The organism is Sphaerisporangium sp. NPDC088356, assembly GCF_040685555.1.
Lineage (GTDB): Bacteria > Actinomycetota > Actinomycetes > Streptosporangiales > Streptosporangiaceae > Sphaerisporangium.
Genome location: NZ_JBFBIK010000011.1, coordinates 14949 through 41662 on the forward strand (window position 1 = coordinate 14949; position 26714 = coordinate 41662).

A 26714-nucleotide genomic window follows, 5' to 3' on the forward strand; every position below is an offset into this window, starting at 1 on the left:
ACGCCAGGGACGTCAGGAGAAGCCGAGCCGGGCGAGCGGTTCCACCAGCTCCCGCTCCTCGTACGACAGGTGGGACAACAGTGAGTCGGTGAGCAGGTCCACGGCGGCCCGGAGGGACTTCAGCCCGTCGGGTTCGGTCACCAGGGCGACCAGCGCCTGGTCGACGCCTTCGAGAACGTCATGGATGACGTGATGTTCCTGCTCAAGGCGGTCGACGACCGGCGCCAGCTCGGGCATCGCGTGGCGTAGATGGGGGAAGACGCTGATGTCCTCAAGGGTGTGGTGGGTGGTGACCACCCGGCAGTACTGCTGGCAGTAGACGCCGAGCGTCCAGTTGTTCTGCCGCATGGTCATCTCGTTGATCTGGGATCGCGCGGTGCCGGGGTCCATCGTTCCGGCCGCGACCTGCTCGACGAGCCGGCGGACGGTGTGCAGCTCCTGCCGGAGATGATCGTGTACCTCGATGAGGTGCCCGCCCGCGGCCTGTTCGTGTGCGGTGTAGCGGCGGTTCGGGTCGGGCGCCGGGCCGGTCGGGCGGGTCGTCTCGTCCCAGACCCGCACGTCGCTGAGCCGGGTGCCGTCGTCGGGTGTCGGTACGGCGGACAGCGCCGACGTGCGGATGGCGGGCCGGGCGGACGTGCCAGAAGTCGGCGAGGCGGTGGTCAGCGGGGCACGCTCGCGATCACGGGGAGCGCCGTCCAGCGTGGCGTGCTCGTGATCACCGTGAGCGCTCCCCGGCGGGACATACTCCCGATTGTCATCGGTGACGCTCGGCTGCGGGTCGGTCGACGACGGCGGGTTCGTCCGTCCGTCCCTCTCGATCGCCACCAACTCGTGTACGGCCGGTGCGACCTCCGCCGCGAAGCGACGGATCACGTCCGGGTCGTCGCCCATCACGATGTAGCCGCTCATGCCCTGCGTGAGGGTGAGCTCGGCGAGCTGCTCGGCCCACATGTGCGCCGGCCCGTTGAGGAAGCCGGTGCCGCGGTCGGCGAACGAGCCGGTGATGTTGTACAGCCGCCGCACGTCGGACGGCTGACGCCCGGCCTCCACCGCGGCCTCGTCGATCGCCGCGTTCATCGCGGGCAGCGCGTCGGGGCCGGCGTACGGGCTGCTGGGCAGCCAGCCGTCGGCGAGCCGTCCGGTCAGCGCGAGCATCCGCTTTTTGTACGACCCCACCCAGATGCCGACATCGTGGGAAGGCGCGGGCCCGGGGTGGGCGCCCCACACGCGGTAGTGCGTGCCATCCACCTTGACTGTTCCGCCGTCGGTCGACCACATTGCCCGGATGATCCGGATGGCCTCCTCTAGGGCCTCGACACCCTGTGCCGGTTCGAGCCGCCGTCCGCCCATCGCGGCGACGCCGTCCCAGAACGCTCCGGCGCCGAGGCCGAGCTCGACCCTTCCACCGCTGAGGATGTCGAGTGTGGCGACGCTGCGGGCGAGTACGGCCGGTGGCCGCAACGGCAGGTTGGCCACGTTCGGCGAGACGCGCAGGGTGGAGGTGCTGGCGGCGATGACCGACAGCAGTGTCCAGGTGTCCAGGAACCGGGCCTGGTAGGGATGGTCCTGGACGGTGACCAGGTCCAGACCCACCTGCTCGGTGAGCTGGGCGAGGGCGACGACCCGGTCGGCCTGGTCCGCCTGTGGGGTGATGAACGTTCCGAACAGCAGCTCATGCCCGTAATCGGCCATGTCACGTCCCGCGGTCTCGATCCAAGTGGTTCCGATGCAGAGCAGATAGTATGTCAAACAGAAAGCTAGTCAAACAGAAGGTCTATTCCACACATTGATCGGTTATGCTGGCGTCATGTCCGAGACCCCGTCCGCTGAGCGTGCGCCGTCGCCGGCGGCTGCGCCCGAGCCGCCGGACGCCCTCGACACCGACCTGGGCTGGACCCTCGGGGTGGTCTTCCGGGCGTACGTCAAGTCCGCCAACGCCCTGTTCCGCGACCTGCCGGGTGGCCCGCGGGGCTACCAGGTGCTCGCCGCCGCCGCTCAGGAGCTGCCCGGCGGTCAGGGCGCCCTTGCTCAGCGGCTCGGCATCGACAAGACCGTGATGACGTACCTCGTCGACGACCTCGAAAAAGCGGGGCTGGTCCAGCGCCGCCCCGACCCCGCCGACCGCCGCAACAAGCGCATCGTCGCCACCGACCGCGGCCGTACGGCCTGGCAGGCCACCCAGGTCAGCCTCGATCACGCCGAGGAACACATCTTGGCCCCACTGGACCCCGCCGACCGCGCGATGTTCCGTGAGCTGCTACAACGCCTGGCCGTCCGCGCCCAGACCCTCGACCCGGTCGCTGACACCTGCCAAATCGTCACCGACATCGCACCAGAGGACCCTGCCGCCCACACCGCGCCCCGCCCCCGCCGGGCTGCCCGGCACTGACCATCGGACATCTGCCGTTGGCGTCGAAGACGTGCTAACGGCCGCGGCCCCGCCTGCCACGCAATCGTTGCGGCTTCGCCATCACGCATTGGCCTGTGACCGATGCGACGGATGGGAGGATTGCGATTCCCCGGGAACATGTGGAGTTTCCGGACAGGGCGCTGTCGGAACTGCTAGGAAGTTGCGCGGCCAGGATTCAGAGCAGAGAGGTTCGGCATGGACCGCGACGGCCCCCCGGGATCCCACGAAGAGGATCCTCTCCAGCAGATCGGTCCTTTGGGTATCGAGCGGGACAACGAACCGGATCGCCCTGGCGGCGATGTGCTGTCCGACGGTTGGACGCCGGGAAAGGAACCGGCTCACACCCAGAGAGGCGAGTCATCGGACCTCGTCTGGGCTGACCACCAGCGAGCCGAGGACCACGAACAACCCGAAAGCCTCGACGGGTACGAGCATCTCTATCGCCCCGAGGTGTCCCACGACGACGAGCTGCCCGAGGGCCATGAGCGGCCGGACGACGAGAACTGGGACCCCGAGCATGAGCTCTACCGGGAAGGAGAGCCCGGCTCCCTCGGTTTGGGGTGGACCGACGAGGACGACCAGGAGGAGGAGAAGGGCAGCCAGAACAAGCGGCTCATCTTCGCCATCGTCGGGATCGTCATGCTGGCGGTCGCGGGCGGCTGGATCGTCTCCTCTTCGGTCGGCTCCAAGCAGGAGGCGGCCTGCTCAACTCCCGGCGACTGCGCCTCGGTCGGGGAGCAGAACCCCGCGCTGACGGACGGCCCGACGGCCGGCCCAAGCCTCACCGATCCGGCCACCGAGTCCTCCGCCGGGCCGGACGACACGACGGCGTCACCGAGCGAGACGCCCACACCCGCGCCGACGACCTCCCAGGTACGGGTGACCCACCAGCCCACGTCCCGGCCGTCCCCGACGCGTACCCGCGTCCACTCGCCCAAGCCGTCGCCGACGTCCAGCAGCCGTCCGCAGCAGCCGGACGACCCCGACCCCAAGCCGTCCCCGACGCCCCCGCCCACCACGCAGGCGCCCCAGCTGGCTCCGAGCCCCACGAACACCCAGAACGGCGGCCTGCTCGACTGGCTGTTCTGAGTGATCGGCCGGCTGCCTGAAGGCCGGCATCAGGTGCCGGCCAGCCCGAGGGAGAGGCGCGGCCCTTGGGGGGCGGCTCGCGTCAGCGTGGCAGGTAGCCGAGCTGTACGAGTTGCGGTGGTTGGCGGCGGGTGACGAGTGTGCCGCGGCCGGGGGGTTGGGGGGACGAGGGGACCTGGCCGAGGAGTTGGCCCTCGGAGCGGTCGCCGGATAGGACGACACCTTGGGCGAGTTCGCGTAGGCGCTGGAGTACCGGCTCGTACAGGGATCTGCCGGCTCCGGCCGTTGTGCGGGCGATGACCATTCGCAGGCCAACGTCACGGGCGACCGGGAGGTATTCCATCAGTTCGTCGAGCGGATTGCCGGACGGCGTTGCCACCAGCTCGTAATCGTCGATGACGACCAGCACGTCCGGCCCGGTCCACCAGCTTCGCTCCCGCAATTGCTGGGGTGTCACGTCCGGGCCCGGGAGGCGCTCGGCCAGGACGGCGCCGACGGCCTGGAGGGATCCGGTCAGTTCCACTGCCGAAACCGCATGGCCGATCATGTGCTCCTCGGGCAGCGTTCCGAGGTGCGAGCGGCGGTAGTCGCCCACCAGGATACGGAGCCGGTCCGGCGGATACCGTCGTGCGAAGCGGTCGTTGATCAGCCGTAGCAGGGACGTCTTGCCGGACTCTGACTCGCCGAAGACCAGGAAGAACGGATCCGTGTCGAAGTTCACGAAGACCGGCGCGAGGTTCGCCTCGTCGATTCCGATGGCGATACCGCGGTCAGCGGAGTCGGTGGCGCGGTCACCGATGGTGATACCGCGGGTGGTGCCGCGGTGATCGATAGCGGTACCGCCATCACTGGAATCGGCTCCGTGGTCACCGGAGTCCGCGTCGTGGTCACCGGGGTCGGCAGCGCGGTCGCTGAAGTCCGGTGCGGTTGGAAGGAGGTCGGCGGGAAGCAGGTTGGGAAGGGAGCGTACCTCCGGGGCGGGGGCGCCTGGCCAGGCTTTCTTGACCGCCGCGACCAGGGCTGCTGTGGCTTCGGACAGTCCCTTGAATTCCGAGGATCCGTCGATGCGGGGCAGCGCGGCGAGGAAGTGCAGTTTCCGCGGGGTCAGGCCACGCCCGGGCGAACTGAGGGGGACGTCGTCAGCGGCCCGGCGGTCGATCGCGGAGTCGTAGGGGTCCGTGAGGCGCAGCTCCAGGCGGGCGGGCAGGTGGTCCATGAGCGCGGGGCGCAGTTCGGAGTTGCGGACCGCGGAGACGACCAGGTGCACGCCGTAGTCGGGACCGCGTACGGCGATGTCGGTGACGATCGGTTCGAGCTGTTCGAACTCCTGCCGCAGCACGCTCCAGCTGTGCACGACCAGGAAGACATCGGCCCACGGATCGCCGCCGTCCGGAGCATTCGAGCCCGGGTAGGAGTCCCGGGTGGATGACGAAGCCGCCCGGTCGCTGAGGAGACGGGAGACCTCGGCCACGGTACGGCGTACCAGCTCGGGGTCGTGGCGGCCCGCCACGCCGCCGACGTGTGGAAGGCCTGCCAGCAGGGCCAGCGATCCGCGGTCCAGATCCAGGCAGTAGAACCGCGCTTCGTCAGGTGTGTGCGTGAGCGCGAACGACGTGACGAGGGTTCGCAGCAGCAGCGACTTACCGGACCGGGGAGCACCTACGACAAGCAGGTTCGCGGATGTGCCGGAGAGGTCTTGGAGGAGTGGATCCTGGCGTGCTTCGAAAGGCTTGTCAACGATGCCCAGCGGGACGGTCAACCGGTTGAACGGTGGCACGGCGGCCTGGCGGGCCATCAAGCCGCGCCGCGGATGGACGGACGGTGGGGGAAGCAACTGGTCCAGCGAGGGTGGCGCGCCGAGCGGTGGCAGCCACACCGGTCGCGCGGCCGGTCCCCGGCCCTCCAGCAGCCCGGTGAGGGCCGTCGCGCCGGGTGAGCCGACGGGAGCTGAGGTATACGCGGCACGGAAGCGGACCAGGGCGCCGGCGCCGGAGCGGAGGAGACCGGAGCCCGGTACGGACGGCAGCTGGTAGGCGTCCGGCACGCCCAGCGCGGCCCGGGACTCCGCCGCCGTGAAGGTCCGCAGGGCGACCCGGTATGTCAGATGGGTGTCCAAGCCGCGCAGGTTGCCCTCCTCCAGGCGCTGCGAGGCCAGCAACATGTGCACGCCCAGCGCGCTGCCGACCCGGCCGATCTCGACGAGGATGTCCATGAAGTCCGGTTTGACGGTGAGGAGTTCGCTGAACTCGTCGATCACGATGAGCAGCGAGGGCAGCGGTTCCAGGGAGGCGCCTTCAGCCCGCGCCTTTTCGTATTCGTGGGCGTTCGGATAGTTGCCCGCGGACCGCAGCAGTTCCTGCCGCCGCAGCAGCTCGCCGGCGATCGATTCACGCGTCCGGTCCACGATCGCCGGGGCCGACTCGGGGTTGGTGATCACGGCGGAGACGTGCGGCAGTGCGGACAGGTCGCCAAAGGAGCCTTGGACGTCAAGAAGGACGAAGTTGACCGCCTCTGACGAATGAGTCACCGCAAGAGCCAGCACCAGGGTACGCAGCAGCTCGGACTTGCCCGAGCCGACCGCGCCGACGCACAGGCCGTGCGGGCCCGTACCACCGTGCGTACCTCCCTTGAGATCAAGCAGCACGGAACGACCGTCCGTGCCGACGCCGATCGGGACGCGGAGGTGGTCATGGAAGGTGCGTTCCCGAGGATCGGGCAGTCCGTCGTCGCCCAGCTCCAGCAGATGAGTGAGGCTGACAGGGGTGAGAAGTGGGGAGGCCGCCGCCGTGACACTCTGTTCCGCCCCGGCCCACAGGTCTCGCATCTGGAGGGCGAGCGCGGCCAGCGACTGCTTGGCCGTCGCGGGATCGGAGGACTTCTCGACCTGGGGGACGGCCGAGCGGAAGCGCCTGCGCCGGCACAGGCCCCAGCCGGTCCCGACCGTGGCCGCGAGGGTCGGGTCGATCTGCGATTCCGCCGGATCCTCCATGGCCAGCTCGATGCGGGTGCCCAGCAGCCCGGGGAGTCCGGGGTCGAGGTCGCTCCATCGCCGGGCCGAGACGATCAGGTGGACTCCGTAGTTGAGCCCGGTGTTGGCCAGCCGGTGGATCTCGGCCGCGAACCCTTCCCGCTCCCACTGGAAGTCCAGCCATCCGTCGATCACGAGGAAGACGTCGCTGGCCGCCTCGCCCCGCAGCCCTTCCGCCGCACGGAGCTGGCGGAACTCCTCGACGGAGTCGATGTCGTACTTCCGGAACAGGTCGCGGCGTTCCGAGACGGCGCGCCACACCGCGGAGAGCGTTCCGTTGACGGCGTCCATCTCATGCGGAGCGGCGACCGTCTTCACATGCGGCATGTCGCGCAGCACGCCGAGCCGGTTGACCGCGCCCTCAAGGAGGTGGAACTCCGCCTCGTGCGGCGTGTGCGTCAGGGCGAGTGCCGTGACGAGCGTGCGCAGCAGGGTGGTCTTGCCGCTGCCCACCCGGCCGATGACCGCCGCGTTTCCGTCCCTGCCGGAGAAGTCAGCATGCACGGCGTCACCGCCGGCTCCCGCTTCGAGCCGGCCGATCGGGATCACGAACCGGGACGTGCCTTCCCAGGCGTCGCAGATGAAGCCGCGTTCCGGGGTGTGTACGGGCGGCGGAAGAAGCGACCCGAGGATCAGTTCGTCGACTTCGTTGGCGCGGCCGAACGATCCCCGGTGCGTGGCGTCGGGCCTCGGCGCGTACGCCAGGGGTGTGCTTCCCTCGCACTGCCCCGACTTGGTGGGTGTCTGCTCCGGGCCGCCCTGGCTGGTCACCACCTGGTGAACGTAGGTGTAGAGGTTCTCCGGGGTGATGATCCCGTCACGGTCCTCGTCCGCGAGCCCCGTGCTCAGCCCTTCGATGACGGCGGCGGTGAAGCGCGAGGCGGAGCGGCTGTTGTCGAACGCGAGCTGGTCGCCCTCGTAGGCGTACTCCAGGGCCGTGGACGCGGTGATGATGAATGTGCCCCGCCCGGCCAGCGCCTCCTCCAGATCGACCGGTGCGGCGGACATCGGCGCGCCGCCGCGATGGAAGAGCCCGCTGTAGCAGCAGTCCAGGAGCACGATCTTGGTACGCGCTTCGCACTCGTCGAGCAGGTGGTGAAGGAACGCCGCGGGGATCGCCGTCGTATGCGGACGTCGCAGCTGGGTGCCCATCGTCGCGAAGAAGAGGCGGTCCGCGTCGTTCCGGATTCCGTGGCAGGAGAGGTAGAGCAGCACGAGGTCGTCGGGCGACCGGTCGGACAGGGCCTCCTCGATCGCCTCCTCCAGCTCCTCCTTGGGGCGGTTGGACAGCTCGCGCACGAAGTCGAAGCGTCCGATGGCCGGGTCCTTGAGAAGCTGCGCGAGCTGCGCCGCGCCACGTGCCGGGACCCTGAGCTGATGCAGCCCAGGGTCCACGTAACCGTCAGTCGCGACCAGCAGTGCGATCCGGCGTCCCGCCATCGCCGCCCTCCGGCTCCTGCCCGCCCTTTTCGTCACCGGCCCCAGCGGAGCCGACGGCCCCAGCCTCTTCCAGTACGCCCTTGTCACCGGCCGCGGCGGCGATCCTGGCGGCCACCGCCTCGACGAGAAGGTGCTGGTCATCGCGGGAAAGGGCGGTGAACAATCCCTTGTGGCCGTCGAATTCCCACTCCACCGAGCGCGCCTTGGCCCGGTCGACGTACGCCGTCAGAACCTTGCCGAGTGCCCCCATCGTCGCCGCCGAGAAGATGCCGCTGAGCACCAGCGTGCCGAGCTGGTAGCCGGCTCCCGCCATCGCTCCGGTCGGCGGTGGTACCTGTTCGCGCTTGACGTTGAACAGACCGAGCACCCGAAGGTCTTTGTAGAGGCTCCCTACCGTGCGGTCGAGTTGTTCCGCGGTGCAGCCGGGCCCCGCATCGACCTGTAACCGCATCTCGTCCACCGTGTCTCCCCGGCTGCCCTGTGATTCAACGCGTTTCTCCATCCTGGCAGCACGGGAGCGGGCGCGGTACCGGTTCCGATCAGGTGTGAAGCGCGGTGCGCAGGCCTTCAAGGGCCCGGTCGGGTCAGAGTTCGGAGACCCAGTACGGGGCCACGTCCATCCAGCCGTTGGCGGCGGCGCCGTTGAGGCGGCCGTTGCTGCTGGTGGACAGCGTGTACCACGAGTCGACGTAGTCGGGGTCGTCGGTCCACCAGGAGGTCGGGATGGCGGAAAGGATGGCACTGACCAGTGGGGTGTAGACGCCGCCGTCCACGATCGTGAGCAGCGCGGCGGCGATGGCCTGCGCGAGCTGCTGGTAGTTGGTGTCGCCGTCGTCTTCCATCATCACGACATCGGCCAGGTTGTACTTGTACGCCGAGAAGTGCACGAGCAGTTGGTTCGGGTAATAGGTCGTGCCGTCATAGTCGAGGTAGGGCATCTGGACGATGTTCACGGTCGGTTTGCCGTCGAGCCCGAAGCCGCCGACGATGCTGTAGATCTCCGCGGCGCCCTTGATCCAGGGCTCCTCGTCGTCGTTCAGCCGGATGGCGTTGACCTTGGTCGCCCAGTACCCGCCGGCCGAGGTCGCCGCCAGTGGTTTGGCGGCCACGATGCCACGCGCGGACAGGGTGTCGCGCATCAGCTGCAGGCCCATGGTCAGCGACTTCGCCACATCAACGTCGACCACGAGAACGGGTCGCTGAGGCGCCTTGACCGGGTCCAGAAGGACCTTCCCGCCGAGCGGGTCGTACGCGGTCACCGCGGTGGGTGCGTCGTCGGTGGGCACCGCCGCGACCAAGGGCACCTCGCCGCGCGCCAGAGCCGCGCGCATGCCGGGGTCCGCCAGCCGGACCTGAAGTACTGAGCCGCCGTTCGCGGGTAAGCCCTTGGCCGCGAGCACGGACAGGTTGGCGGCGCGCGCGGCCGGACCGAGGCTCGTGTCGCGCTCGAGCTTCAGCAGGTCCGCGGCCCCGGACGCGGTCGCTGATGCGATGCGGTCACGGACGGTCCGATCGGCCAGGGCGCTGGCGATCTGGGCGGCGAGGCGGTCGGTGATGGCGAACACCTTGCCGAAGTCCCCGGCGCGGGGTTCTGCCGGCGGGGTGGGCCCTGTGAAGGAGTCGGTGGTCGTAGAGGAGTGCGTTGTGGTCGGGGCGGCGTGGGCGGTGCCGGTTGTCAAGGCGAGTGCGGTCACTGTGGCGAGCGTGGCCATGAGGACTCGGGTCACGACCCTTCTCCTTACTTTCCCGGGGGCTCCGGCCAGCGGGATTTCCTGGCCGTGGAGGGGGCGGCGAGATAGTTGGAGAGTGACAATTCTTGACAGATTGAGAAAGGTGGATTCTTGCCTACGTGTCAAGCGGGACTTGGCGGATCTTGCGCCGAATCCCTGGTGGCTGGGGTGACAGTCACTCGGTGGTGTAGTGCCGGGGCACGATGGAGTCGAGCGAGTCCGGTGGTGGCGCACCGGAACAGCAGTTGGGCGCCGGTTCCTGACGCGTAACCCCCCTCGGAGCTCCGGCTCTGTGATCAACCATGCGTACAGGTCCCGTACATCCTGGGAGGCGCCGACATCCAACACCGCGATGCTGTCCATCGTCATCCTCGGGCTCGTTGTCTGCGCGTTCGACGCCATAGAGCGGTGGGCTAGGGGAGGTTTCCGCGCCAGTAGGTGCCGCAGACCTGGAGTTTGGCGGTTCGCTTGAGGACCTGGCGTACCTGGCCCATCCAGATCTCGGTTCCCCAGTACTGGTGGAGGACGGCGGTGACGGTGCTGCCCTTGCCGTTCCAGATCCGGACCGGGATGACGTGGCGGCCACGGTACGAGCCGTCGTACCAGATGTCCGCCACAGGCTGACGGTTCTGTGTGCGCTTCTTCACCTGAAGCGTGTGCCGGCCGTCGCTGCTGGAGAGGGTGATCGGGCTGAGGCCGGGGATGTAGGTCGACTGGCGGCAGGCGGACCCCTCGGCCGGGAGCGTTCCAAAGAGAGGCAGCACGATGATCGCGCCCAAGGTGAGAACTGTGATCGAGGTTGCTAGTCGATGACGCATCGCGGTTCTCCTCGCGTCCACTCGGAATGTCGATCGTGGTGAGTGCAGCGTAGAGCGGTGGGTTCGCGCGGATATCAGCATTCGATGGGTTTCGACACCCCGTCATTACGTCGGCCTGCACGATCGAGGCCGCTCCACGTGCGAGGTAGTCGCGGAACTGGCCGAGGGAGTACATCACCTACACAGTCATCCTCAAGCGCGTCGAGCCCTTGCGCCAGGAAAGCTGAGCACCGCGGCTTGAAGAGGCCCCTGCGCCGGTGGAAGTCCGGGCAGGGGCCTCTTCGATGGGTTATGTCGCCGCGTCAGCCGTTGGCGAGGGCCTGGACGCGGGAGAAGTCGCCGTTGAAGTAGTCCTGGTCGCCGGGGAAGGTGCCGCTGTCGGCGTACTGCCAGATGGTCTGGTAGCCCCAGTTGTACGGCATCGGCCCAGGTGAGCCGTTGTAGTTGGCGATCATCAAGGGGTTGGTGGAGGCGTAGCCGCGGAGGTTGCCGGTGCACTGGCTCCACCAGCTTGTCGCCGTGTAGATGACCGGCCAGCGGCTGGTCCTGGCGTGGTACTGGTTGCTGAACGAGGTGATCCAGTTGACCATGGCGGAGGCCGACAGCCCGTAGCAGGCCGCGCCGTACGGGTTCCACTCCATGTCCAGCAGGCCGGGGAGCGTCTTGCCGTCACGGGACCAGCCGCCGCCGTGGTTGACGAAGTAGTCGGCCTGGGCCGCGCCGGAGGAGGTGTTCGGCGTGGCGAAGTGGTAGGCGCCGCGGATGAGACCCGCGTTGTACGAGCCCGTGTACTGCTGGCTGAAGTAGGGGTTGGTGTAGTTGGTGGACTCCGTCGCCTTGACGTAGGCGAACCTGGCGCCGTTCGCGGCGACGGATGCCCAGTTGACGTTGCCCTGCCAGCTGCTGACGTCAAGGCCGCGAGTCTGGGCGACAAGTGGGGTGATGGTCACGTTGCCGGTGGCGGGTTCGTGCTTGGCCACCTGTGAACCCATCCAGTCCCTTTCGGGGTGGGTGACGGGGCTGGTGGGGTTGGCTGCGCCAGAGACGGGGTCGGTGGGGGCCGCAGGGGCGGGGTCGGCCGAGGCTGCGGATGCGGGGAAGGCGCCCAGGGTGACCGTGACGCAGGTCAGGGCGGCGATGGCGAGTGCTTTGAAGCGCGAGGTGGGGGCGGTCAGGGAAAGTCGGTTGCTGCTTGCCACGTGGTCCTCCGAGTTGGGGGGAATGCTCGAGTACCAGTCGCGAGACCGCGGCGGACGTGCGTGGGTCTGGCCTGCGTGAGCTGCGGTGACGCATGGTCCCGCAGGAGTCGCGTTGCCGGCCAGCCCCGCGGGAGCCGCGGTGCCGGATAGCGCGAAAAGGCTCCTTTCCGTCTAAATAGGACTACTTCCGCAAGTAACTAACCTTCCGTCGATAGAACCTAAAAGGTGTAAAGTTTCCTAACTATGGCTGTCCGGTTGGTCACATCTCTCACACGGCGCTGGTCATCGAGTGCTCACGGGTCGACCACGAGCACGACGGCCAGGTGTGGCTCTACGACCCCAAGTCGGAGACGGTCACCCTCAAGACGATCTTCGGTGTGAACCCGGACCCCTCCAAGGACACCGACTACGACGGGCCCGACAACATCACCGTTTTCCCCTACGGCGGGCCCCCCGGGTACGTCTTCGCCATCACCGGCCCGTGGCGCCGCCCGAGCGACGGCGGCAAGCCCCACCACGGCTGAACAAGCCCGGCCACCACGGCTGACAGTCACGTACGACCGCAAGGCGCCGCTCCCGCTGGGAGCGGCGCCTTGTCGGTGTTGCTCCCTCAAAGCGGACATACCCCCCTGAAGGTTGCCTAGGGCAATGATATATATTTGCCTAAGGCAACTAGATGGAGGCGGTCATGGCATCGGAGAAGAGCTGCGGTGAGCTGCTTGTCCGGCTGAGTGACATGGGCTCGGTGATCAAGGCGGTCAAGCGGGATCTGCCGTTCACCGGCTCCCGTGCCGGTCTCACCCTGCTCGTGGCGCTCAGCCGATGTGGCGAGGTCCGTATGGGCGAGCTGGCCGAGATGTTCGAGGTCGATCAGTCAGTGATCAGCCGGCACGTGGCCGACCTCCAGGAACGCGGCTGGGTCGAGCGCATCCCCAACCCGCGTGACGGCCGCTCCTGGTACGTGCGACTCGCCCCGGAGGGCGAGCACGTCACCGGAGAGCTGCTCGACCACGTTCGCCACCTCCTCGCCGACACCCTCGACGACTGGACCGACGAGGAGATCACCGAGCTTGCCGGCCTTCTCGGCCGGTTCCGTACGAGCTTCGACGCACGCCGGGCCCGCGCCGCGCACCTTCCCCGCGCCGATCAGGCGGTGACCCGCACGGCTCCGGCAGTGAATCAGGCAGTGAATCGCACGGCTGAGTCCGTGAAGACAGTGAAAGGACTTTGATGGCAACCGCAGTACCGGCCGGGGTGCAGGAGGCCGCACCCGAATCGGCCGCGCCGATGTCGCACCGTGAGATTCTGGAAGCGCTATCGGGACTGCTGCTCGGCATGTTCGTGGCGATCCTGTCGTCGACCGTCGTGTCGAACGCCCTGCCCACGATCATCGCCGACCTGCACGCGGATGAGAACACCTACACCTGGGTGATCACATCGACGCTGCTGGCCACCACGATCTCCACGCCCATCTGGGGCAAGCTCGCCGACCTGATGAGCAAGAAGCTCCTGGTGCAGCTCGGCCTGATCATCTTCGTCATCGGCTCGGCCATCGCGGGCGTTTCGCAGAACCCCAGCATGCTCATCGGGGCCCGCGTGATCCAGGGCCTTGGAGCCGGCGGCCTGACCGCTCTGGCCCAGGTCATCATGGCGGCGATCATCTCGCCCCGCGAGCGCGGCCGTTACTCCGGCTACCTCGGCGCCGTCTTCGCCCTCGCGACCATCGGCGGCCCGCTCATCGGCGGCCTCATCGTGGACACCTCCTGGCTCGGCTGGCGGTGGTGCTTCTACGTCGGCGTGCCGTTCGCCGTCATCGCCCTGGTGGTCCTGCAGAAGACGCTCCACGTCCCCGTGTACAAGCGCAAGGTCAACATCGACTGGGCCGGCGCGGTGCTCATCACCGCCGCGGTCTCCCTGCTGCTGGTGTGGGTCTCGTTCGCGGGCCACAAGTACGACTGGCTGTCGTGGCAGACCGCCGCCATGGTCGGCGGCGCGCTGGTGCTGGCGCTGATCTTCCTGTTCGTGGAGTCGAGGGCGAGCGAGCCGATCGTCCCGCTGCACCTGTTCCGCAACAGCGCGATCAGCCTCGCGGTGGTCGCCAGCATGCTGGTCGGTGTCGCGATGTTCGGCGCGACGACGTTCCTGAGCCAGTACTTCCAGCTCGCCCGTGGCGAGACGCCCACCATGGCGGGTGTCATGACCCTGCCGATGATCCTCGGCCTGGCGCTCTCCTCGACCGTCGCCGGTCAGATCATCACGCGCACGGGACGCTGGAAGATCTTCCTCGTCATCGGCGGCGTGCTCCTCACCGCCGGATTCGGGCTCATGGGCTCGATGCGGTTCGACACCGCCTACTGGCTCCTGGCGGTCTACATGTTCGCCATGGGCGTCGGAGTGGGCCTGACCATGCAGAACCTCGTCCTGTCCGTCCAGAACCAGGTCAGGCCGCAGGAGCTCGGAGCTGCCAGCTCGTTGGTCGCGTTCTTCCGCACGCTCGGCGGTGCGGTCGGCGTCGGCGCGCTCGGCGCGGTGCTGGGCCACCGGGTCATCCAGTACCTGGAGGAGGGCCTGGCCAAGATCGGCGTCCACAGCAACCTGAGCAACGGCTCGATTCCCCGCCTGTCGGACCTGCCCGGCCCCGTTCGCACGGTGGTCACGGGCGCGTACGGCCACGGTGTCGGCGACGTGTTCCTTTACGCGGCGCCGAGCGCGCTGCTGGCTCTGATCGCCATCCTCTTCATCAAGGAGATCCCTCTTCGTACTGCCAGCGCCGAGCAGATGCGTACAGGCGCGGACGAGTACGAGCCGGCGCACAACGGCAACGGCAACGGCCCCGGCCGCCATGCCCAGCAGCGGGACGCCCAGGAGCTGGTGTCCGTGGGTGCCGAGGCCCCGGCCGCGTTCAACGGGTTCGCCGCCGCCCGGGCTTCCACGCAGCCCTTCGGTGAGGCGCCGGTCCAGCAGACGGTGTACGCCTCGGCGGGCGCTTCCGAGCCCGAGGGCGGCAGCGGGATCCGCGGGGTGATCCGGCGCTCAGACGGCACACCGGTGTCCCAGGCCACCCTCACCCTGATCGACGTGCGCGGCCACCAGCTCGGCCGCGCGGTCACGCAGGCGGACGGCGGGTACAGCCTGTGGACGCCGAGCAGCGGCACGTACGTCCTGATCGCCTCCGCCAGCGAGCACGACCCGCAGGTGGCGACCCTCGCGGTCGGCGACCAGCCGCTGGACTTCGACCTCGTGCTCGCCGGTTCAGGCAGGCTGGTCGGCACCGTGAGCGACCCGGAAGGCAAGCCGATCGTCCAGGCGATGGTCATCGTGACGGACGTGCGCGGCGAGGTCGTGACCACGGGCGTGACCGCCGCGGACGGCGTCTTCGGATTCGCGGGCGTCGTCGCCGGCAGCTACACCCTGGCCGTCAGCGCGGTGGGACACCGTCCGGCCGCGGTGCCGGTCGAGGTCGGGACCGGCCAGACCCGGCAGGACGTCGAGCTGCTGCCCGGCGTCCGTGTCAGGGGCACGGTCCGCGTCAAGGACGGCGGCCCGCTGGCCGACGCCCGCGTCACACTGCTCGACGGGGCGGGCAACGTCGTCGGCTCCGCCACCACGGGCGAGGACGGCGAGTACGCCTTCGCCGACCTGACGGGCGGCCAGTACACCGTCATCGCCACCGGGTACCCGCCCGTGGCGAGCGCGCTCAACCTGGCAGGCCAGGGCGAGGACGCGTACGACCTGTGGCTGGGGCACCCCGAATGAGCAGCACGCTCGCGGGAAGGTACGGCCTGCACGCCGTCGTGCGCACGAAGGACGGCTGGGCGGTGCCGCACGCCGTGGTCACGGTGACCGACATGTCCGGCCACCAGGTCGTACGCGCCGACGCGGACGCCGACGGCACGGTGCTGACCGAGCCGCTGAACCCCGGCATCTACACCGTCGTGGTGACCGCGGTGGGGTACGCCCCCATCGCGTCCACGGCGATCGTGACGGCGTCCGGCAGCGCCGAGCTGGGCGTGCTGGTCCTCGCACGTCAGGGCGGCGTCGAGCTGCCGCCGCCCGGCGTGTGGACCATCGACCCCGCCCACTCGAAGGTCGCCGCCACAGCGCAGCACCTGGGGTTGTCCAGCGTTCAGGGACGGTTCTCGGAGTTCACCGGGCGGATCGACATCGGCGCGACCGCCGAGGCGTCCGCCGTGGTCGCCGAGATCGACGCGACGTCGATCGACACCGGCAACAAGACGCGCGACGACCATCTGCGCTCGGCGGACTTCCTCGACGTGGGGCCGCACCCGGTGATCTCCTACCGGAGCACCGGGCTGTCGCCCGCGGGCCCGGACAGGTGGACGGTGCACGGCGTCCTGATGCTGAGCGGGATCACCCGCGCGGTCGATCTGGACCTGGCCTACCTCGGTACGAGCCCCGACCCGTGGGGCGGCCTGCGCGCGGCGTTCCGGGCGGTCACGGAGCTTCGCCGCGAGGACTTCGCCATGAACTACAACCAGGTGGTTCAGGCGGGGATCTCGCTCATCGGCGCCACCCTGAAGGTGGAGCTGGACATCCAGGCCGTGCAGGGGGAACCCTCGGCTCAGGCCTGATCGTTGAGGCTACGCCGAGGGGCGGGAGCCCTGATCATCGGACGAACCCCGACACTGAAGGGAGGAGGAGGCGGCACGATGCCCGAGACACGAGCGGCGGCATCCGTCCAGGAGGCGGTGCCCGTCGAGGAGTACGAAGCGTACTGCGCGGTCGAGCACCAGCTCGGCGTCCTCTTCCGGCGTTCCCGCGCGCTGTCCGCCGAGGTGGGGCGCGAGGTGCACCCCGAGCTGGAGCCGGGGGCGTACGGGCTTCTGGTGCGCATCGGGGACGTCGCTCCCGCGCGCTCCAGCGACCTGGCCGCCTACTTCGGCGTGGGCAAGGCGACGATCAGCCGCCAGCTCAAGGTGCTGGAGGAGCTGGGGCTCATCGGGCGCCAGCCCGACCCGCTGGACGGCCGCGCCCACCTGCTCGACCTCACAGCTGAGGGGCGCCTGCGGCTCGACCGCGCGCGTTCGGCGCGGCAGCAGCGCTTCTACGCCCTGCTCGGCACCTGGCCGCAAGATGACGTGCGGCTGCTGGGCCAGATGCTCGCCCGGTTCAACGCCCTGGCCGGCACCCTGGACGAGCGTCGGCCGGACGTGGTCCCTGGCTGACCCCCGGCCTCATCAGGCGGCGTGGCTCGTCAGGCCACCTGGAAGGAGCGCTTGGCGAGGCCCATCCAGTAGCCGTCGATGGTCTGCTTCGGGGACGCCTCGGGGTCGGTGGCGGCGCCGAGCGTGACGAACATCGGTGCGAAATGCTCGATGGTCGGGTGCGCGTACGGCATGCCCGGCGCGCGGTGGCGGAAGTCCGCCAGCTCGTCGACCGCGCCCCGGGCCAGCGTCTCGGCGGCCCACGCGTCGAACTCCTGTGACCAGCACGGAGCGACGGCCTCGGGGCGGAAGTCGCGCAGGAACGGCAGCCCGTGGGTGGTGAACCCGGAGCCGATGATCAGCACCCCCTCGTCGCGCAGCGGGCGCAGCCTCCGGCCGAGCTGGAGCAGCCGGTCGGGGTCCAGGGTGGGCAGTGACATCTGCAGGACCGGGATGTCGGCCTCGGGGTACATCACCGTCAGCGGCACGTAGGCGCCGTGGTCGAGGCCGCGGTTCGGCTGGCGGCTCACGGTCTGGTTGTCCGGCATGAGCGCGGCGACCTTGGCCGCGAGCTCGGGCGCGCCCGGCGAGCCGTACCGCACCGAGTAGTAGCGAGCGGGGAAGCCGCCGAAGTCGTAGACCAGCGGCACGGTGTCAGTGGCGCCGAGCATCAGCGGCGCGGACTCCCAGTGCGCCGAGACGACGAGGATGGCGGTGGGCCGGGGCAGGTCGCCGGCCCATGCCGAGAGTTGCGACGTCCACAGCGCGTCGTCGACCAGCGGCGGGGCGCCGTGGCTGAGATAGAGGGCCGGCATCGGGCCCGTGCCGCCGCTGGACGTGTCGTCGCTCATCGCGGACTCCTTAGTTGAACATTCAAGCATCAACAGGAAAGCAGAAGATACTTGACGCGTCAATCGATTGGGGAGACCAACCCGGACCTACCTTTTCCCCGGTTCGCTTCAGGCTGGAATCCCCCGGAGTGCGTGATCAGACGGTGGCGAGGGAGCCGAAGATCAGGCGCTGGCGGCGGCGGTGCGGCCCCCGCGTCAGCGCGAGCATCACCGACAGGACCGGGCCCGCGATCTTGCGGAGTCGCGCGAGCTCTTCGGGCCTCGCGTACTGGCCGATGCGCGGCAGGTCGAAGGCGGCGTCCCCGCCCTTGCGGACCGCGGTCTCCACGGCGAGCCAGTCGGATGCCGAGACGTACTTCTCGATGATCGGGAAGATGGTCAGCTCCTCCTCCTCGATGTGCTCGTCGAGGAGGTCGGCGAGGGTCCCGAGCAGGGCGGCGAGCCGCCCGGCCGCCGTGCGGCCGGTCACGAACGCGGTGGCGGAGGAGCGCACCTCGTCCAGCAGCGGATCGAGCTCCGAGTGGTCGTCGGACAGGTCGGAGAGGTCCACGGCGGCACCGGCGGAGCGCTCCAGCACCGGCCAGAGGACCTTGTCCTCCATCGAGTGATGGTGGTGGATGCCTTCGCAGAGCTTGGCGATGAACGTGGAGATCGCGGCTGCCCTGGCCTGGTCGCACGACTGCCGGCCCGAGGCGATCTCGGCGGTCACGGCGGCCAGGCGGCGGGTGTCGCCCCGCATGGCGCGGTGGGTGATGCGGAATCCCAGAGTGTCGGGAGTGTCGGTGCTGTGGGGCATGATGCTTCCTTGCCGGAGTCGTGTACCTGTCGTCGTCCAGCGTGCTCGGGCGCACTTAGAGCTTGCTTGGATCTGACTTAGACGATGGCCTCCGGATTCGGCGGTACGCGGGCGCGTGGCCGTGGTGCGCGAGTACGTGCGCGGTGTGAACGCACAGGTGAGGCCCCTGGTGCCATAGCGATCTCGGGCATTTAGCGAAACGGATGATGATTGGGCATACTCTGTCGCGCTATGGAGACGCGCTGGGTGGGGCCGGACGGCTACGAGATCACAGCCGCGACGCGCGGCGATCATCAGGTCCTCCGCCTGCGGCGGCACGGAGAGCTCGTCGCGGACTGCTTCTCCGTCGACGAGCTACGCCGTTTCGTGGACCTCGCCGATCTTTGCGAGGTGATCACTCTGCCGTTCGGGGGCCGTGCCTCGCGCGGGCGGCAGGAGGCTCTCCGCTAGGCCCGCCGCGGGCGTCCCTGGGGAGGCCCTGGATGGGCGTTCTGATTCGCATCGGTCGCGGGGTCCGTGTATGGTTACACCTGTCCGCAGCGCGGCGCGGTAACGCGAAACGCGAGTGAGACCGGCCCCTTTAGCTCAGTCGGCAGAGCGTCTCCATGGTAAGGAGAAGGTCTACGGTTCGATTCCGTAAAGGGGCTCGACAGCGCAAATGCCCTCTCCCGGATTCCGGGGTGGGGCTTTTCGCTTGTGGGTATCCGACCGTGCTCACCAGTCCGCCTGTAAATAGGGGAAGTGTAGGGGCCCAGCGATCAGGCATACTTGGAGCACCTAGCCCAGATCGGGCATGCCAGTGCGCGTGCGCGATCGTCTTAGAGGTCAGGTATCCTTTCGAGGCCGGTTGAGTTCGCCGGCCTGAGGCGGAGTAGCTCAGTCAGGCAGAGCAAGCGGCTCATAATCGCTGTGTCGCCGGTTCAAGTCCGGCCTCCGCTACTACCCTGCCGGGTCCCCCTGTAAAGGGTGGCCGGGTTCGGGTTGTCCATGTGTCCCAAACGTAGAAAGGCACTCCCACGTGGCTGCCACCGACGTTAGGCCGAAGATCACGCTGGCCTGCCAGGAGTGCAAGCACCGCAACTACATCACGCGGAAGAACCGGCGTAACGACCCGGACAGGCTTGAGCTGAAGAAGTACTGCCCCAACTGCAAGTGCCACCGTGCCCACCGCGAGACGCGCTAAGCGCCACCGCACGCCGAGCCGGCCCGATCGGGCAGGCTCTCGCGTCAGAGCATGATGGTCTCCGGGCATCCGGGCGCCTTCAGCAGCACTTCGGCATTTTCGCGCGACCGGCGTTCTCCCTAGAGAGCGCCGGTTTGTCGCGTCCGAAAACAGGCGTCCCCCGTCGGGGCGGCGACCGGCCTGCACGGGTTCCGTAGCGGGCCGGGCTAGCGTTCTCCCTACCGGCGGAGGGCCGAGCCGCACGAGATCCACCCACGACGGCCGAACCTTGTTCTGTTACCGTCGGGCTCCGCAGCTCTGCGTTCCGAAAGGGCACCGGCACGATGGCTTTGAACCGTGATTTCGTCGGACGGACCTACCCGGCGTCCACCTCCTACGAGGTGTGCCGCGTCAAGATCAGGGAGTTCGCCGCCGCGATCGGCGATCACAACCCGATATACCGCGACCCCGAGGCCGCGAGGGAAGCCGGTCACCCCGACGTCGTCGCCCCGCCGACCTTCCCCATCGTGTTCAGCCTCTCGGGCGCCGGTGAGGCGCTCGCCGACCCCGAGCTCGGCCTCGACTTCGCCATGGTGGTCCACGGCGAGCAGCGGTTCGAGTACGACCGCCCGATCTACGCCGGTGACGAGCTGCTGTGCACCTCCACCATCAGCGAGATCCGCAGCGTCGGCCGCAACGAGCTCCTCACGGTCACCAGCGAGGTCTCCACCGTCCAGGGCGAACCGGTCTGCAGGACCTACAACACCATCATCGAGCGCGGAGGGGCGGCGTAACCGATGACCGCGACTGTGAAGTACGACGAGGTTGAGGTCGGCCACCAGATCCCGGCCGTCGACTACTCCGTCCACCGCGTCAACCTGGTGATGTACGCCGGCGCCTCCGGTGACTTCAACCCGATCCACTGGAACGAGCGCCACGCCAAGGCCGTCGGCCTGCCGGACGTGATCGCGCACGGCATGTTCACGATGGCCGAGGCGGGCCGGTTCGTCACCGACTGGGCGGGCGACCCCGGAGCGCTGGTCGACTACGGCGTCAGGTTCTCGTCCATGGTGGTCGTCCCCGACAACGACGAAGGCGCCGTGATCACGGTGAGCGGGGTCGTCGAGGACAAGCTGGACGACAACCGCGTGGTCATCGCGCTGACGGCCAGGTCAGGGGACTCCCGGGTGCTCTCCAAGGCCCGCGCGACCGTCCGGCTCGCCTGACCCCCGGCTCACCCCGATTTCGCGGGCCCGGCGGTCCACCTGGACCGCCGGGCCTGAATGCTTGCCTCCCAGGTGGGTAGTGGGGGCTGCGTGAACGAGGCACCGAAACACACGAACGACCGCGATGATCAGCAGCTCGCGCACACGGCCGACCACGGCGTCGAGTCCGACTCCGGAACCGAGGACATGGTCGCCTCACAGGTGCTGTGGGATTCCAGCCTGGCGACGTCGAGGCTGGACGAGGCGATCAGCGCTCAGGACCACGACCAGGAGCAGTCCGTGCCCGAGGGGGATCCGCCCGCCCACCACGAGGAGCGGCAGCGCGAAGAGGTGTCCCGCCGGACCGATGAGCGCGGTCAGGAGCTACGCCGTCCCCATCGCAACCGCTGATCCCCGCCGGACCCAGGCGGGGGCCGGGGGCGGCTCGTCTAGGCTGAGTGCCGGCGTGCGGTGCTCGCGCGCCGGTTCGTACCTGCTGGGGATGGTGCATGGCTGACCGTGTGGCAGGTGTGCGGCTCGCGCCGTACACCACGTTGAGAGTGGGCGGGGCGGCCCGGGCCTTCGTGGAGGCTCATACGGGCGAGGAACTCGTCGAGCTGGTGGCGGAGGCCGACCGCGCCGGCGAGCCCGTGCTCGTCCTCGGGGGCGGCAGCAACCTGGTGGTCTCCGACGAGGGCTTCGACGGCCTGGTGGTCCGGGTCTCCTCGCGCGGCGTCGACGTCCGCGACGAGGGAAGCCGGGTCGTGGTGACCGCGCAGGCGGGGGAGGACTGGGACGCCCTGGTGGCCCGCGCCGTGGCCGAGGGCTGGTCCGGGGTCGAGTGCCTGTCGGGCGTTCCGGGCCTGGTCGGGTCGACCCCGATCCAGAACGTCGGCGCCTACGGGCAGGACGTCTCGCAGACCGTCGTCGGCGTCCGGGCCTACGACCGGCGTGCGGGGGAGGTGCTCGACCTCGACGCCGAGCAGTGCGGGTTCGCCTACCGGCACAGCGCCTTCAAGGATGATCTCGCCCGTTACGTCGTGGTCTCCGTGACCTACGCGCTGGAGAAGTCCGAGAAGTCCGGGCCTGTCGCCTACAAGGAGCTGGCGGCGAAGCTGGGCGTGGAGATCGGCGGCAGGGTCGCCCTGCACGAGGCCCGTACGGCCGTGCTGCACCTGCGCCGCGGCAAGGGCATGGTCCTCGACGCCTCCGATCCCGACACGTGCAGCGCCGGCTCCTTCTTCACCAATCCGGTGCTGGACGGGCCGGAGGCGGCCGAGCTGGAGCGCCGGGCTCCGGGGTTCCCCCGCTGGGACACGCCCGCGGGCGCCGTCAAGGTGCCCGCCGCCTGGCTCATCGAGCACGCCGGCTTCCCCAAGGGTTACCGGCGCGGCCCGGCGCGCATCTCCACCAAGCACACGCTCGCGCTGACCAACCCGGGCGGGCTCGGGGTCACCGGCTTCCCTGGTGACCCCGAAGCACTCGGCTCCATGTCGATGCCTGCCCCGTTCGACGGTCCGGCGACGGCGGCCGATCTGCTGGCACTGGCCAGGGAGGTCAAGGAGGGCGTCGAGGCGAAGTTCGGGGTCACCCTGGTGAACGAGCCCGTGATGGTCGGCCTCCGGCTCTGAGCCGCCGGCTTGCCTCAGAGGAGTGCCTCGGCGATGAGGAGGACGCCGAAGACGGCGAAGGCGGCGGCGGCGCCGTACCGGATGACCTTCTCGGGCAGGTGCTTCCCGAGCATCCGGCCGACGACGATGGCGAGCGCGTCGGCGGCGACCATGCCCACCGTCGAGCCGATCCAGGTGCCGAACCAGCCGTGCTGGGTGGCGAGGGTGATCGTGGCGAGCATGGTCTTGTCGCCCAGCTCGCTGAGGAAGAACGCCACGGTCACCGCGATGAGGGCGCTGCGCGTGGTGCGCTCGGCCTTCTGCGACTCCTCGTCGCTCAGCTCGTCGCCGCGAAGCGTCCACAGCGCGAAGAACAGGAAAGCGATGCCCGCGACGATGGCGATGGCCGTCTTCGGGAGCGCGTCGCCGATGAGGCCGCCGAGCCCGACGCTGAAGAGGTGCACCACCGCCGTGGCGATGGTGATGCCGGCGAGCACCGGCCACGGCTTGAATCTCGTGGCGAAGGTCATGGCCATGAGCTGGCTCTTGTCGCCCAGCTCGGCCACGAAGATGACGCCGAGACTGATCCAGAACGCTTCCACAGGGGGGTCGCCCTTTCTTGTAGCGCGACCGGGCTGGGAGCGAGCACCACGGGGAGTTTCGGGGTACGTCGACCTCGGCCCGGCAGCGTGTTCGTGCATGGCTGCCAAGCCGAAGGTCTCGTCCGCCTCGATGAGAGGCCCGCGCGACCGGGCTTACGCCAGCATGTCGATCACGCGATTGGGACTACTCCCCTTCGGTGTTTCCATCCAACCTTAACGGATGCCCCCGGGGCCGCATTACGGCAAGGCCCCGCAAAGCGCGCTCTTCCACGAGCGAGGCCGGGAAACCCCGTACCCGGCGGGCGAATCGTCCGGGTAAAGATTCGGAGCCCCAGCTCGCGGCCTCAGGGACGGAGCAGGGAGCTGATCCGAGACGTGGGTCAGGCGAGGAGGGAGAGGCGGTGGGCCGCGGCGGCGGCCTCGCCGCGCGTGGAGACGCCGAGCTTGCCCAGGATGTTGGAGACGTGCACGCTCACCGTCTTGGCGGAGATGAAGAGCTCGCCGGCGATGTCCCGGTTCGAGCGCCCCAGCGCCACCAACCGGAGCACTTCGAGCTCTCGCGGCGTCAGGTCGGGCCCCGAGGCCGCGCCGTTCTGCACGGAGGCCCCGGGGGCGAACAGGGCCCCGACGCGACGCCCCAGCGCCTCGATCTCCGTGAGGAGCGGGCGCGCGCCGAGCGAGCCCGCGATGGGGTGCGCCGCGCGCAGCCGTACGGACGCGCCGTCGCGGTCGCCGGCCTTCGCCGCCGCGGCGGCGGCGTGCGTGAGGGACCTGGCCTTGTGGAACGGGCGCCGGAGGTGCTCCCAGGCGGCCGCGGCCGCGTCGAAGTCGCCGCGGCACATGAGCCCGAAAGCGTCGGCGACGGGGCTGTGCGACGTCATGGTCGGCACCAGCGCCTCTGCCTTGGCCCAGACGGCCTCGGCCGGTTCGGGAGCGGTGACCGCGGCGGCTTCGCAGGCCAGCCGGATCTGGGCCAGCCCCCGCCATCCGAGCATGGCCTTGCTGGAGTGCGGCGTGCCGGAGATCGTCAAGCTGTTCTTGGACGCCCTCAGCGCGTCGAGCGGATTGCCGCGTAGCAGGTGGAAGTCGACGAGGAGCCGGGTGTTGGCCATGGACTCCTGGGCGAACTCGCTGAGCTCGCCGCCGTGCAGGGCGCCGACCTCGACGAGGACGCGCTCCAGGAGATCGACCTCGCCCCTGCCCGCGGCGACGTCGCCCCGGACGCGCAGCAGGTGCCCGCGGATCCTCGGGATGGGGCCGCTGGCGAGGGCCTGGTCGATCGCCTCGACCGCTTCGTCCCAGCGGCCGAGTGCTTCCAGCGCCTCCGCCCGGTTGTTGGCCATGAACGCTCCGCTGACGCGGTACCGGCCGTACTTACGGGCCTTCGCCTCGCCTTCCAGCGCGAGCTCCACGGCCTGCTCGGAACGGCCGAGGTTGTTGAGGGCGTCGACGTTGTTCGCCATGGCACGCAGCACGATGCGGCCCGAGGCGACGCTCTTGCCGATCTCCATGGCCCGCTCGTTGGTGAGCAGCGTCGCCTCCAGGTCGCCCGCCAGGGACTGCCCGAGGGCGAGGTTGGTCAGCAGCTCGGCCTCCTGGCACTGGTCACCGACCTCGCGGGCGATGCGCAGCGCCTCCCGGATGAGGGTGGTGCCTTCGACCGTCTCGTTGGTGAACATGAGCCACGAGCTGAGTCGTGTGAGCACCTGCACTCGGGCGCTCCCGGGTTCGGGGACCAGCCGCAGGGCGTAGCGGAGGTCGTCCAGACCGCCCCGCTTGCCCTTGTCGCTCTTGAGCTGGGCCCGGCGGACGAGGAGCTGGGCGACGCGTTCCGGCTGGGCGGTCTCGTCCAGCTCGGCCAGGGCGCCCTTGACGAACTTCAGGCCACGGTCGGTGTCGCCGCTGATGACGGCGGCCTCCGACGCCAGCTCCAGGACCGTGGTGTGGTCCACGCCGATCCGTTCCGAGGCGTCCGGCACCCTGTCCCAGAGCGAGAGCACGCGTTCGAGGAGCTGCATCTGCTCGGTGTAGGCGAACGCGTTGGCGGCCTTGGCCGAGGCCTCCCACGCGGAGATGAGCGCCCAGAGGTGGTCGCGCGCGGAGAACCAGTGGTGGGCGATCTCGATGGCGGCCCGCCCGTGCGGCACGAGCCTGCGGTCGCGGTCGATCTCCTCGGCGAACCGCGCGTGGATGCGGTTGTGCTCGCCGGGGAGCATCTCCTCGTGCACGGCCTCGCGGATCAGTGAGTGCCGGAAGACGTACGCCCGCCCGTCGGCCACCTGGATGACGTTGCCGGCGATGGCCGGGCGCAGCGCGTTCTCCAGGTCCACGTCGGACAGGTCGGTGACCGCGGCGAGGAGCTCGTGACCGACCCGGTTGCCGCCGGCCGCCGCGATGCGGAGCACGCGCTGGGTCTCCTCGGGCAGCCGCTCGACCGACCCGATGATCAGGTCCTGGAGGGACTCGGGGACGCTGCAGTCGTCGTCGCGCTCCATGAGCGCCTCGACGAACAGGGGGATGCCCTCGCTTCGCTGGTAGACCTTCTGCACCAGCGCGAACTCGGGGACGTCACCCCTTATACCGGCGATCTGGGCGGCGACCTCGTTCTCGCTGAGCCGCGGCAGGTCGAGCCGTACCACTCCGTCGACCCGGCTCAGCTCGGCGAGCACCGGGCGCAGCGGATGCTGGCGGTGCAGCTCGTCCGAGCGGTACGTCATGATCATGAGGACCGGCGCGGTCCTGAGGTTGCGGCTGAGGAAGGCGATCAGGTCGCGGCTGGAGCGGTCGGCCCAGTGGATGTCCTCGATGACGAGGATCACCGAGCGACGCTCGGCCAGGCGTTCGAGCAGCGTGAGGAACTGCTCGAAGAGACGGGCCCTGCCCGTCTCGGTCTCCCTGTCGCCGCTCGGCTCGCCGAACTCGGGCAGCAGTCGCGCGAGGTCGCGGGCGGCGCCGTCGGGGAGCAGCGCGGCGACCTCGGTGGCGCCCATCTCCTTGACGAGCTGGCGGAGGGCGGCGGTGAAGGGGGCGTAGGCGAGGCCTTCGGTGGAGAGCTCCACGCATCCGCCGACGAGGATGTGCGCCCCCGTACAAGCGGCATCCTCGGCGAACCGGGTGACCAGGCGGGTCTTGCCGCCACCGGCCTCACCTCCGAGCAGCACGGCGGACGCGGCCTGCTTGCGTGCCTGCTCGAAAGCCTCGGACAGTGTTCCCAGCTCGGCTTCCCGTCCCACGAAAACGGGACTCACCATCCGACCGACCATGTCTGCAAGCATGTCACGACCTATGGCGACGTTCTCCCTATTTATCCGTGGGCTTAAGGGGGCTGTGAGGCCTGCTCGGCAGGCAGGACAAGGCGCTGAACAGGGCTTGGTGGTGGTGACCGTTGTGGCGCGGAACCGGGGGTCCACAACTGGCTAGGGGGGCTGAGTCGCCCGGCCGGGAGGGAGGTTCCGGCCGGGCATCACCACCCTGGGTTTCTCGCGCCCGAGATGGGCGTGACCTGGACTCCCCGGCCTGGCGTGCGAGTGACCGGTGATCGGGGAACTCGCACGCCAGGACCTGGGTCGTCCGGGGCTCCAGAGGTTCGCGCTTTCCGTCCCTCGG

23 protein-coding genes and 2 tRNA genes are annotated in these 26714 nt (G+C 69.3%); 15 read left to right on the forward strand and 10 right to left on the reverse strand.

Translation table 11 applies throughout. The annotated features are described in order from the left end of the window. Positions 1–12: 12 nt before the first annotated feature. Positions 13–1695, reverse strand: coding sequence for an LLM class flavin-dependent oxidoreductase (locus AB0O34_RS06795; protein ID WP_363913426.1), 1683 nt, complete (start codon positions 1693–1695; stop codon positions 13–15). A gap of 115 nt (positions 1696–1810) precedes the next feature. On the opposite strand from AB0O34_RS06795, the gene AB0O34_RS06800 reads away from it, so the two are divergent. Both AB0O34_RS06800 and AB0O34_RS06805 read left to right on the forward strand, forming a co-directional pair. Continuing rightward, positions 1811–2392, forward strand: a complete 582-nt coding sequence (locus AB0O34_RS06800; protein ID WP_363913428.1) for a MarR family winged helix-turn-helix transcriptional regulator — start codon at positions 1811–1813, stop codon at positions 2390–2392. Between the two features lie 321 nt (positions 2393–2713). After that, positions 2714–3502: a hypothetical protein gene (locus AB0O34_RS06805; protein WP_363913430.1), complete on the forward strand. Its 789-nt coding sequence runs from the start codon at positions 2714–2716 to the stop codon at positions 3500–3502. Positions 3503–3584: 82 nt separating this feature from the next. On the opposite strand, the gene eccCb is transcribed toward AB0O34_RS06805, so the two are convergent. The 5 genes from eccCb to AB0O34_RS06830 all read right to left on the reverse strand — a co-directional run bounded on the left by eccCb (position 3585) and on the right by AB0O34_RS06830 (position 11717). After that, complete coding sequence (gene eccCb, locus AB0O34_RS06810) at positions 3585–7970, reverse strand: type VII secretion protein EccCb (RefSeq protein WP_363913432.1); 4386 nt, start codon at positions 7968–7970, stop codon at positions 3585–3587. Then, positions 7933–8430, reverse strand: a complete 498-nt coding sequence (locus AB0O34_RS06815) for a hypothetical protein (RefSeq protein WP_363913434.1) — start codon at positions 8428–8430, stop codon at positions 7933–7935. The genes eccCb and AB0O34_RS06815 overlap by 38 nt, the downstream gene beginning before the upstream one ends. Before the next feature lie 124 nt (positions 8431–8554). Beyond that, positions 8555–9697 carry a DUF3103 family protein gene (locus tag AB0O34_RS06820; RefSeq protein ID WP_363913436.1) on the reverse strand — a complete coding sequence of 381 codons (1143 nt, stop codon included), beginning with the start codon at positions 9695–9697 and terminating at the stop codon, positions 8555–8557. Between the two features lie 416 nt (positions 9698–10113). Next, positions 10114–10518, reverse strand: a complete 405-nt coding sequence (locus tag AB0O34_RS06825) for a hypothetical protein (protein ID WP_363913438.1) — start codon at positions 10516–10518, stop codon at positions 10114–10116. Between the two features lie 302 nt (positions 10519–10820). Further along, on the reverse strand, positions 10821–11717 hold the full coding sequence (locus tag AB0O34_RS06830; RefSeq protein WP_363913440.1) for a lysozyme: 897 nt from the start codon (positions 11715–11717) through the stop codon (positions 10821–10823). Between the two features lie 323 nt (positions 11718–12040). Between AB0O34_RS06830 and AB0O34_RS06835 the strand changes: the two genes are divergently transcribed. The 5 genes from AB0O34_RS06835 (at position 12041) to AB0O34_RS06855 (ending at position 16903) form a co-directional block, all read left to right on the forward strand. Further along, on the forward strand, positions 12041–12241 hold the full coding sequence (locus tag AB0O34_RS06835; RefSeq protein ID WP_363913442.1) for a hypothetical protein: 201 nt from the start codon (positions 12041–12043) through the stop codon (positions 12239–12241). A 164-nt stretch (positions 12242–12405) separates the two neighbouring features. Continuing rightward, positions 12406–12948 (forward strand): MarR family transcriptional regulator, encoded by a 543-nt coding sequence (locus AB0O34_RS06840; protein WP_363913444.1) that lies wholly within the window; start codon positions 12406–12408, stop codon positions 12946–12948. Then, positions 12948–15473, forward strand: a complete 2526-nt coding sequence (locus tag AB0O34_RS06845) for an MFS transporter (protein ID WP_363913446.1) — start codon at positions 12948–12950, stop codon at positions 15471–15473. Before AB0O34_RS06840 ends, AB0O34_RS06845 begins: the two co-directional genes overlap by 1 nt. Continuing rightward, positions 15470–16309: a YceI family protein gene (locus AB0O34_RS06850; RefSeq protein ID WP_363913448.1), complete on the forward strand. Its 840-nt coding sequence runs from the start codon at positions 15470–15472 to the stop codon at positions 16307–16309. Before AB0O34_RS06845 ends, AB0O34_RS06850 begins: the two co-directional genes overlap by 4 nt. Positions 16310–16387: 78 nt before the next feature. Beyond that, complete coding sequence (locus AB0O34_RS06855) at positions 16388–16903, forward strand: MarR family winged helix-turn-helix transcriptional regulator (protein WP_363913450.1); 516 nt, start codon at positions 16388–16390, stop codon at positions 16901–16903. A gap of 29 nt (positions 16904–16932) precedes the next feature. On the opposite strand, the gene AB0O34_RS06860 is transcribed toward AB0O34_RS06855, so the two are convergent. Continuing rightward, a complete protein-coding gene (locus AB0O34_RS06860) occupies positions 16933–17733 on the reverse strand; it encodes a class III extradiol ring-cleavage dioxygenase (RefSeq protein WP_363913452.1) in 801 nt (266 codons plus the stop codon). A gap of 136 nt (positions 17734–17869) precedes the next feature. Continuing rightward, positions 17870–18529 (reverse strand): hemerythrin domain-containing protein, encoded by a 660-nt coding sequence (locus AB0O34_RS06865; RefSeq protein ID WP_363913454.1) that lies wholly within the window; start codon positions 18527–18529, stop codon positions 17870–17872. A gap of 210 nt (positions 18530–18739) precedes the next feature. Between AB0O34_RS06865 and AB0O34_RS06870 the strand changes: the two genes are divergently transcribed. The 8 genes from AB0O34_RS06870 (at position 18740) to AB0O34_RS06905 (ending at position 22527) form a co-directional block, all read left to right on the forward strand. Next, entirely contained in the window at positions 18740–18979 is a 240-nt protein-coding gene (locus AB0O34_RS06870; RefSeq protein WP_363913456.1) for a transposase, read from the forward strand. 124 nt (positions 18980–19103) lie between these two features. After that, positions 19104–19176, forward strand: a tRNA-Thr gene (locus tag AB0O34_RS06875). Between the two features lie 218 nt (positions 19177–19394). Beyond that, positions 19395–19468: transfer RNA gene (locus AB0O34_RS06880), tRNA-Met, on the forward strand. 79 nt (positions 19469–19547) lie between these two features. Next, positions 19548–19712: a 50S ribosomal protein L33 gene (rpmG, locus tag AB0O34_RS06885; protein WP_184608557.1), complete on the forward strand. Its 165-nt coding sequence runs from the start codon at positions 19548–19550 to the stop codon at positions 19710–19712. Between the two features lie 323 nt (positions 19713–20035). Then, positions 20036–20485, forward strand: coding sequence for a MaoC family dehydratase N-terminal domain-containing protein (locus tag AB0O34_RS06890; protein WP_363913458.1), 450 nt, complete (start codon positions 20036–20038; stop codon positions 20483–20485). 3 nt (positions 20486–20488) lie between these two features. Continuing rightward, positions 20489–20917 (forward strand): MaoC family dehydratase, encoded by a 429-nt coding sequence (locus AB0O34_RS06895; protein ID WP_363913460.1) that lies wholly within the window; start codon positions 20489–20491, stop codon positions 20915–20917. Between the two features lie 90 nt (positions 20918–21007). After that, positions 21008–21307, forward strand: coding sequence for a hypothetical protein (locus AB0O34_RS06900; protein WP_363913462.1), 300 nt, complete (start codon positions 21008–21010; stop codon positions 21305–21307). Positions 21308–21405: 98 nt separating this feature from the next. Continuing rightward, positions 21406–22527 (forward strand): UDP-N-acetylmuramate dehydrogenase, encoded by a 1122-nt coding sequence (locus AB0O34_RS06905; RefSeq protein WP_363913464.1) that lies wholly within the window; start codon positions 21406–21408, stop codon positions 22525–22527. A 14-nt stretch (positions 22528–22541) separates the two neighbouring features. Here AB0O34_RS06905 and AB0O34_RS06910 read toward each other — a convergent pair whose 3' ends face one another. Next, the gene (locus AB0O34_RS06910; RefSeq protein WP_363913466.1) at positions 22542–23108 is read right to left on the reverse strand and encodes a TMEM165/GDT1 family protein; all 567 of its coding nucleotides are present in this window, start codon (positions 23106–23108) and stop codon (positions 22542–22544) included. 380 nt (positions 23109–23488) lie between these two features. Then, positions 23489–26359: an AAA family ATPase gene (locus AB0O34_RS06915; RefSeq protein WP_363913468.1), complete on the reverse strand. Its 2871-nt coding sequence runs from the start codon at positions 26357–26359 to the stop codon at positions 23489–23491. Positions 26360–26714: the final 355 nt, after the last annotated feature.

Coding starts and splice junctions, on each gene's coding strand:
- AB0O34_RS06795 (WP_363913426.1), bottom strand. CDS start 1,695: ATGGCCGATTACGGGCATGAGCTGCTGTTCGGAACGTTCATCACCCCA.
- AB0O34_RS06800 (WP_363913428.1), top strand. CDS start 1,811: ATGTCCGAGACCCCGTCCGCTGAGCGTGCGCCGTCGCCGGCGGCTGCG.
- eccCb (WP_363913432.1), bottom strand. CDS start 7,970: ATGGCGGGACGCCGGATCGCACTGCTGGTCGCGACTGACGGTTACGTG.
- AB0O34_RS06825 (WP_363913438.1), bottom strand. CDS start 10,518: ATGCGTCATCGACTAGCAACCTCGATCACAGTTCTCACCTTGGGCGCG.
- AB0O34_RS06840 (WP_363913444.1), top strand. CDS start 12,406: ATGGCATCGGAGAAGAGCTGCGGTGAGCTGCTTGTCCGGCTGAGTGAC.
- AB0O34_RS06845 (WP_363913446.1), top strand. CDS start 12,948: ATGGCAACCGCAGTACCGGCCGGGGTGCAGGAGGCCGCACCCGAATCG.
- AB0O34_RS06850 (WP_363913448.1), top strand. CDS start 15,470: ATGAGCAGCACGCTCGCGGGAAGGTACGGCCTGCACGCCGTCGTGCGC.
- AB0O34_RS06855 (WP_363913450.1), top strand. CDS start 16,388: ATGCCCGAGACACGAGCGGCGGCATCCGTCCAGGAGGCGGTGCCCGTC.
- AB0O34_RS06860 (WP_363913452.1), bottom strand. CDS start 17,733: ATGAGCGACGACACGTCCAGCGGCGGCACGGGCCCGATGCCGGCCCTC.
- AB0O34_RS06865 (WP_363913454.1), bottom strand. CDS start 18,529: ATGCCCCACAGCACCGACACTCCCGACACTCTGGGATTCCGCATCACC.
- AB0O34_RS06890 (WP_363913458.1), top strand. CDS start 20,036: ATGGCTTTGAACCGTGATTTCGTCGGACGGACCTACCCGGCGTCCACC.
- AB0O34_RS06895 (WP_363913460.1), top strand. CDS start 20,489: ATGACCGCGACTGTGAAGTACGACGAGGTTGAGGTCGGCCACCAGATC.
- AB0O34_RS06905 (WP_363913464.1), top strand. CDS start 21,406: ATGGCTGACCGTGTGGCAGGTGTGCGGCTCGCGCCGTACACCACGTTG.
- AB0O34_RS06915 (WP_363913468.1), bottom strand. CDS start 26,359: ATGGTGAGTCCCGTTTTCGTGGGACGGGAAGCCGAGCTGGGAACACTG.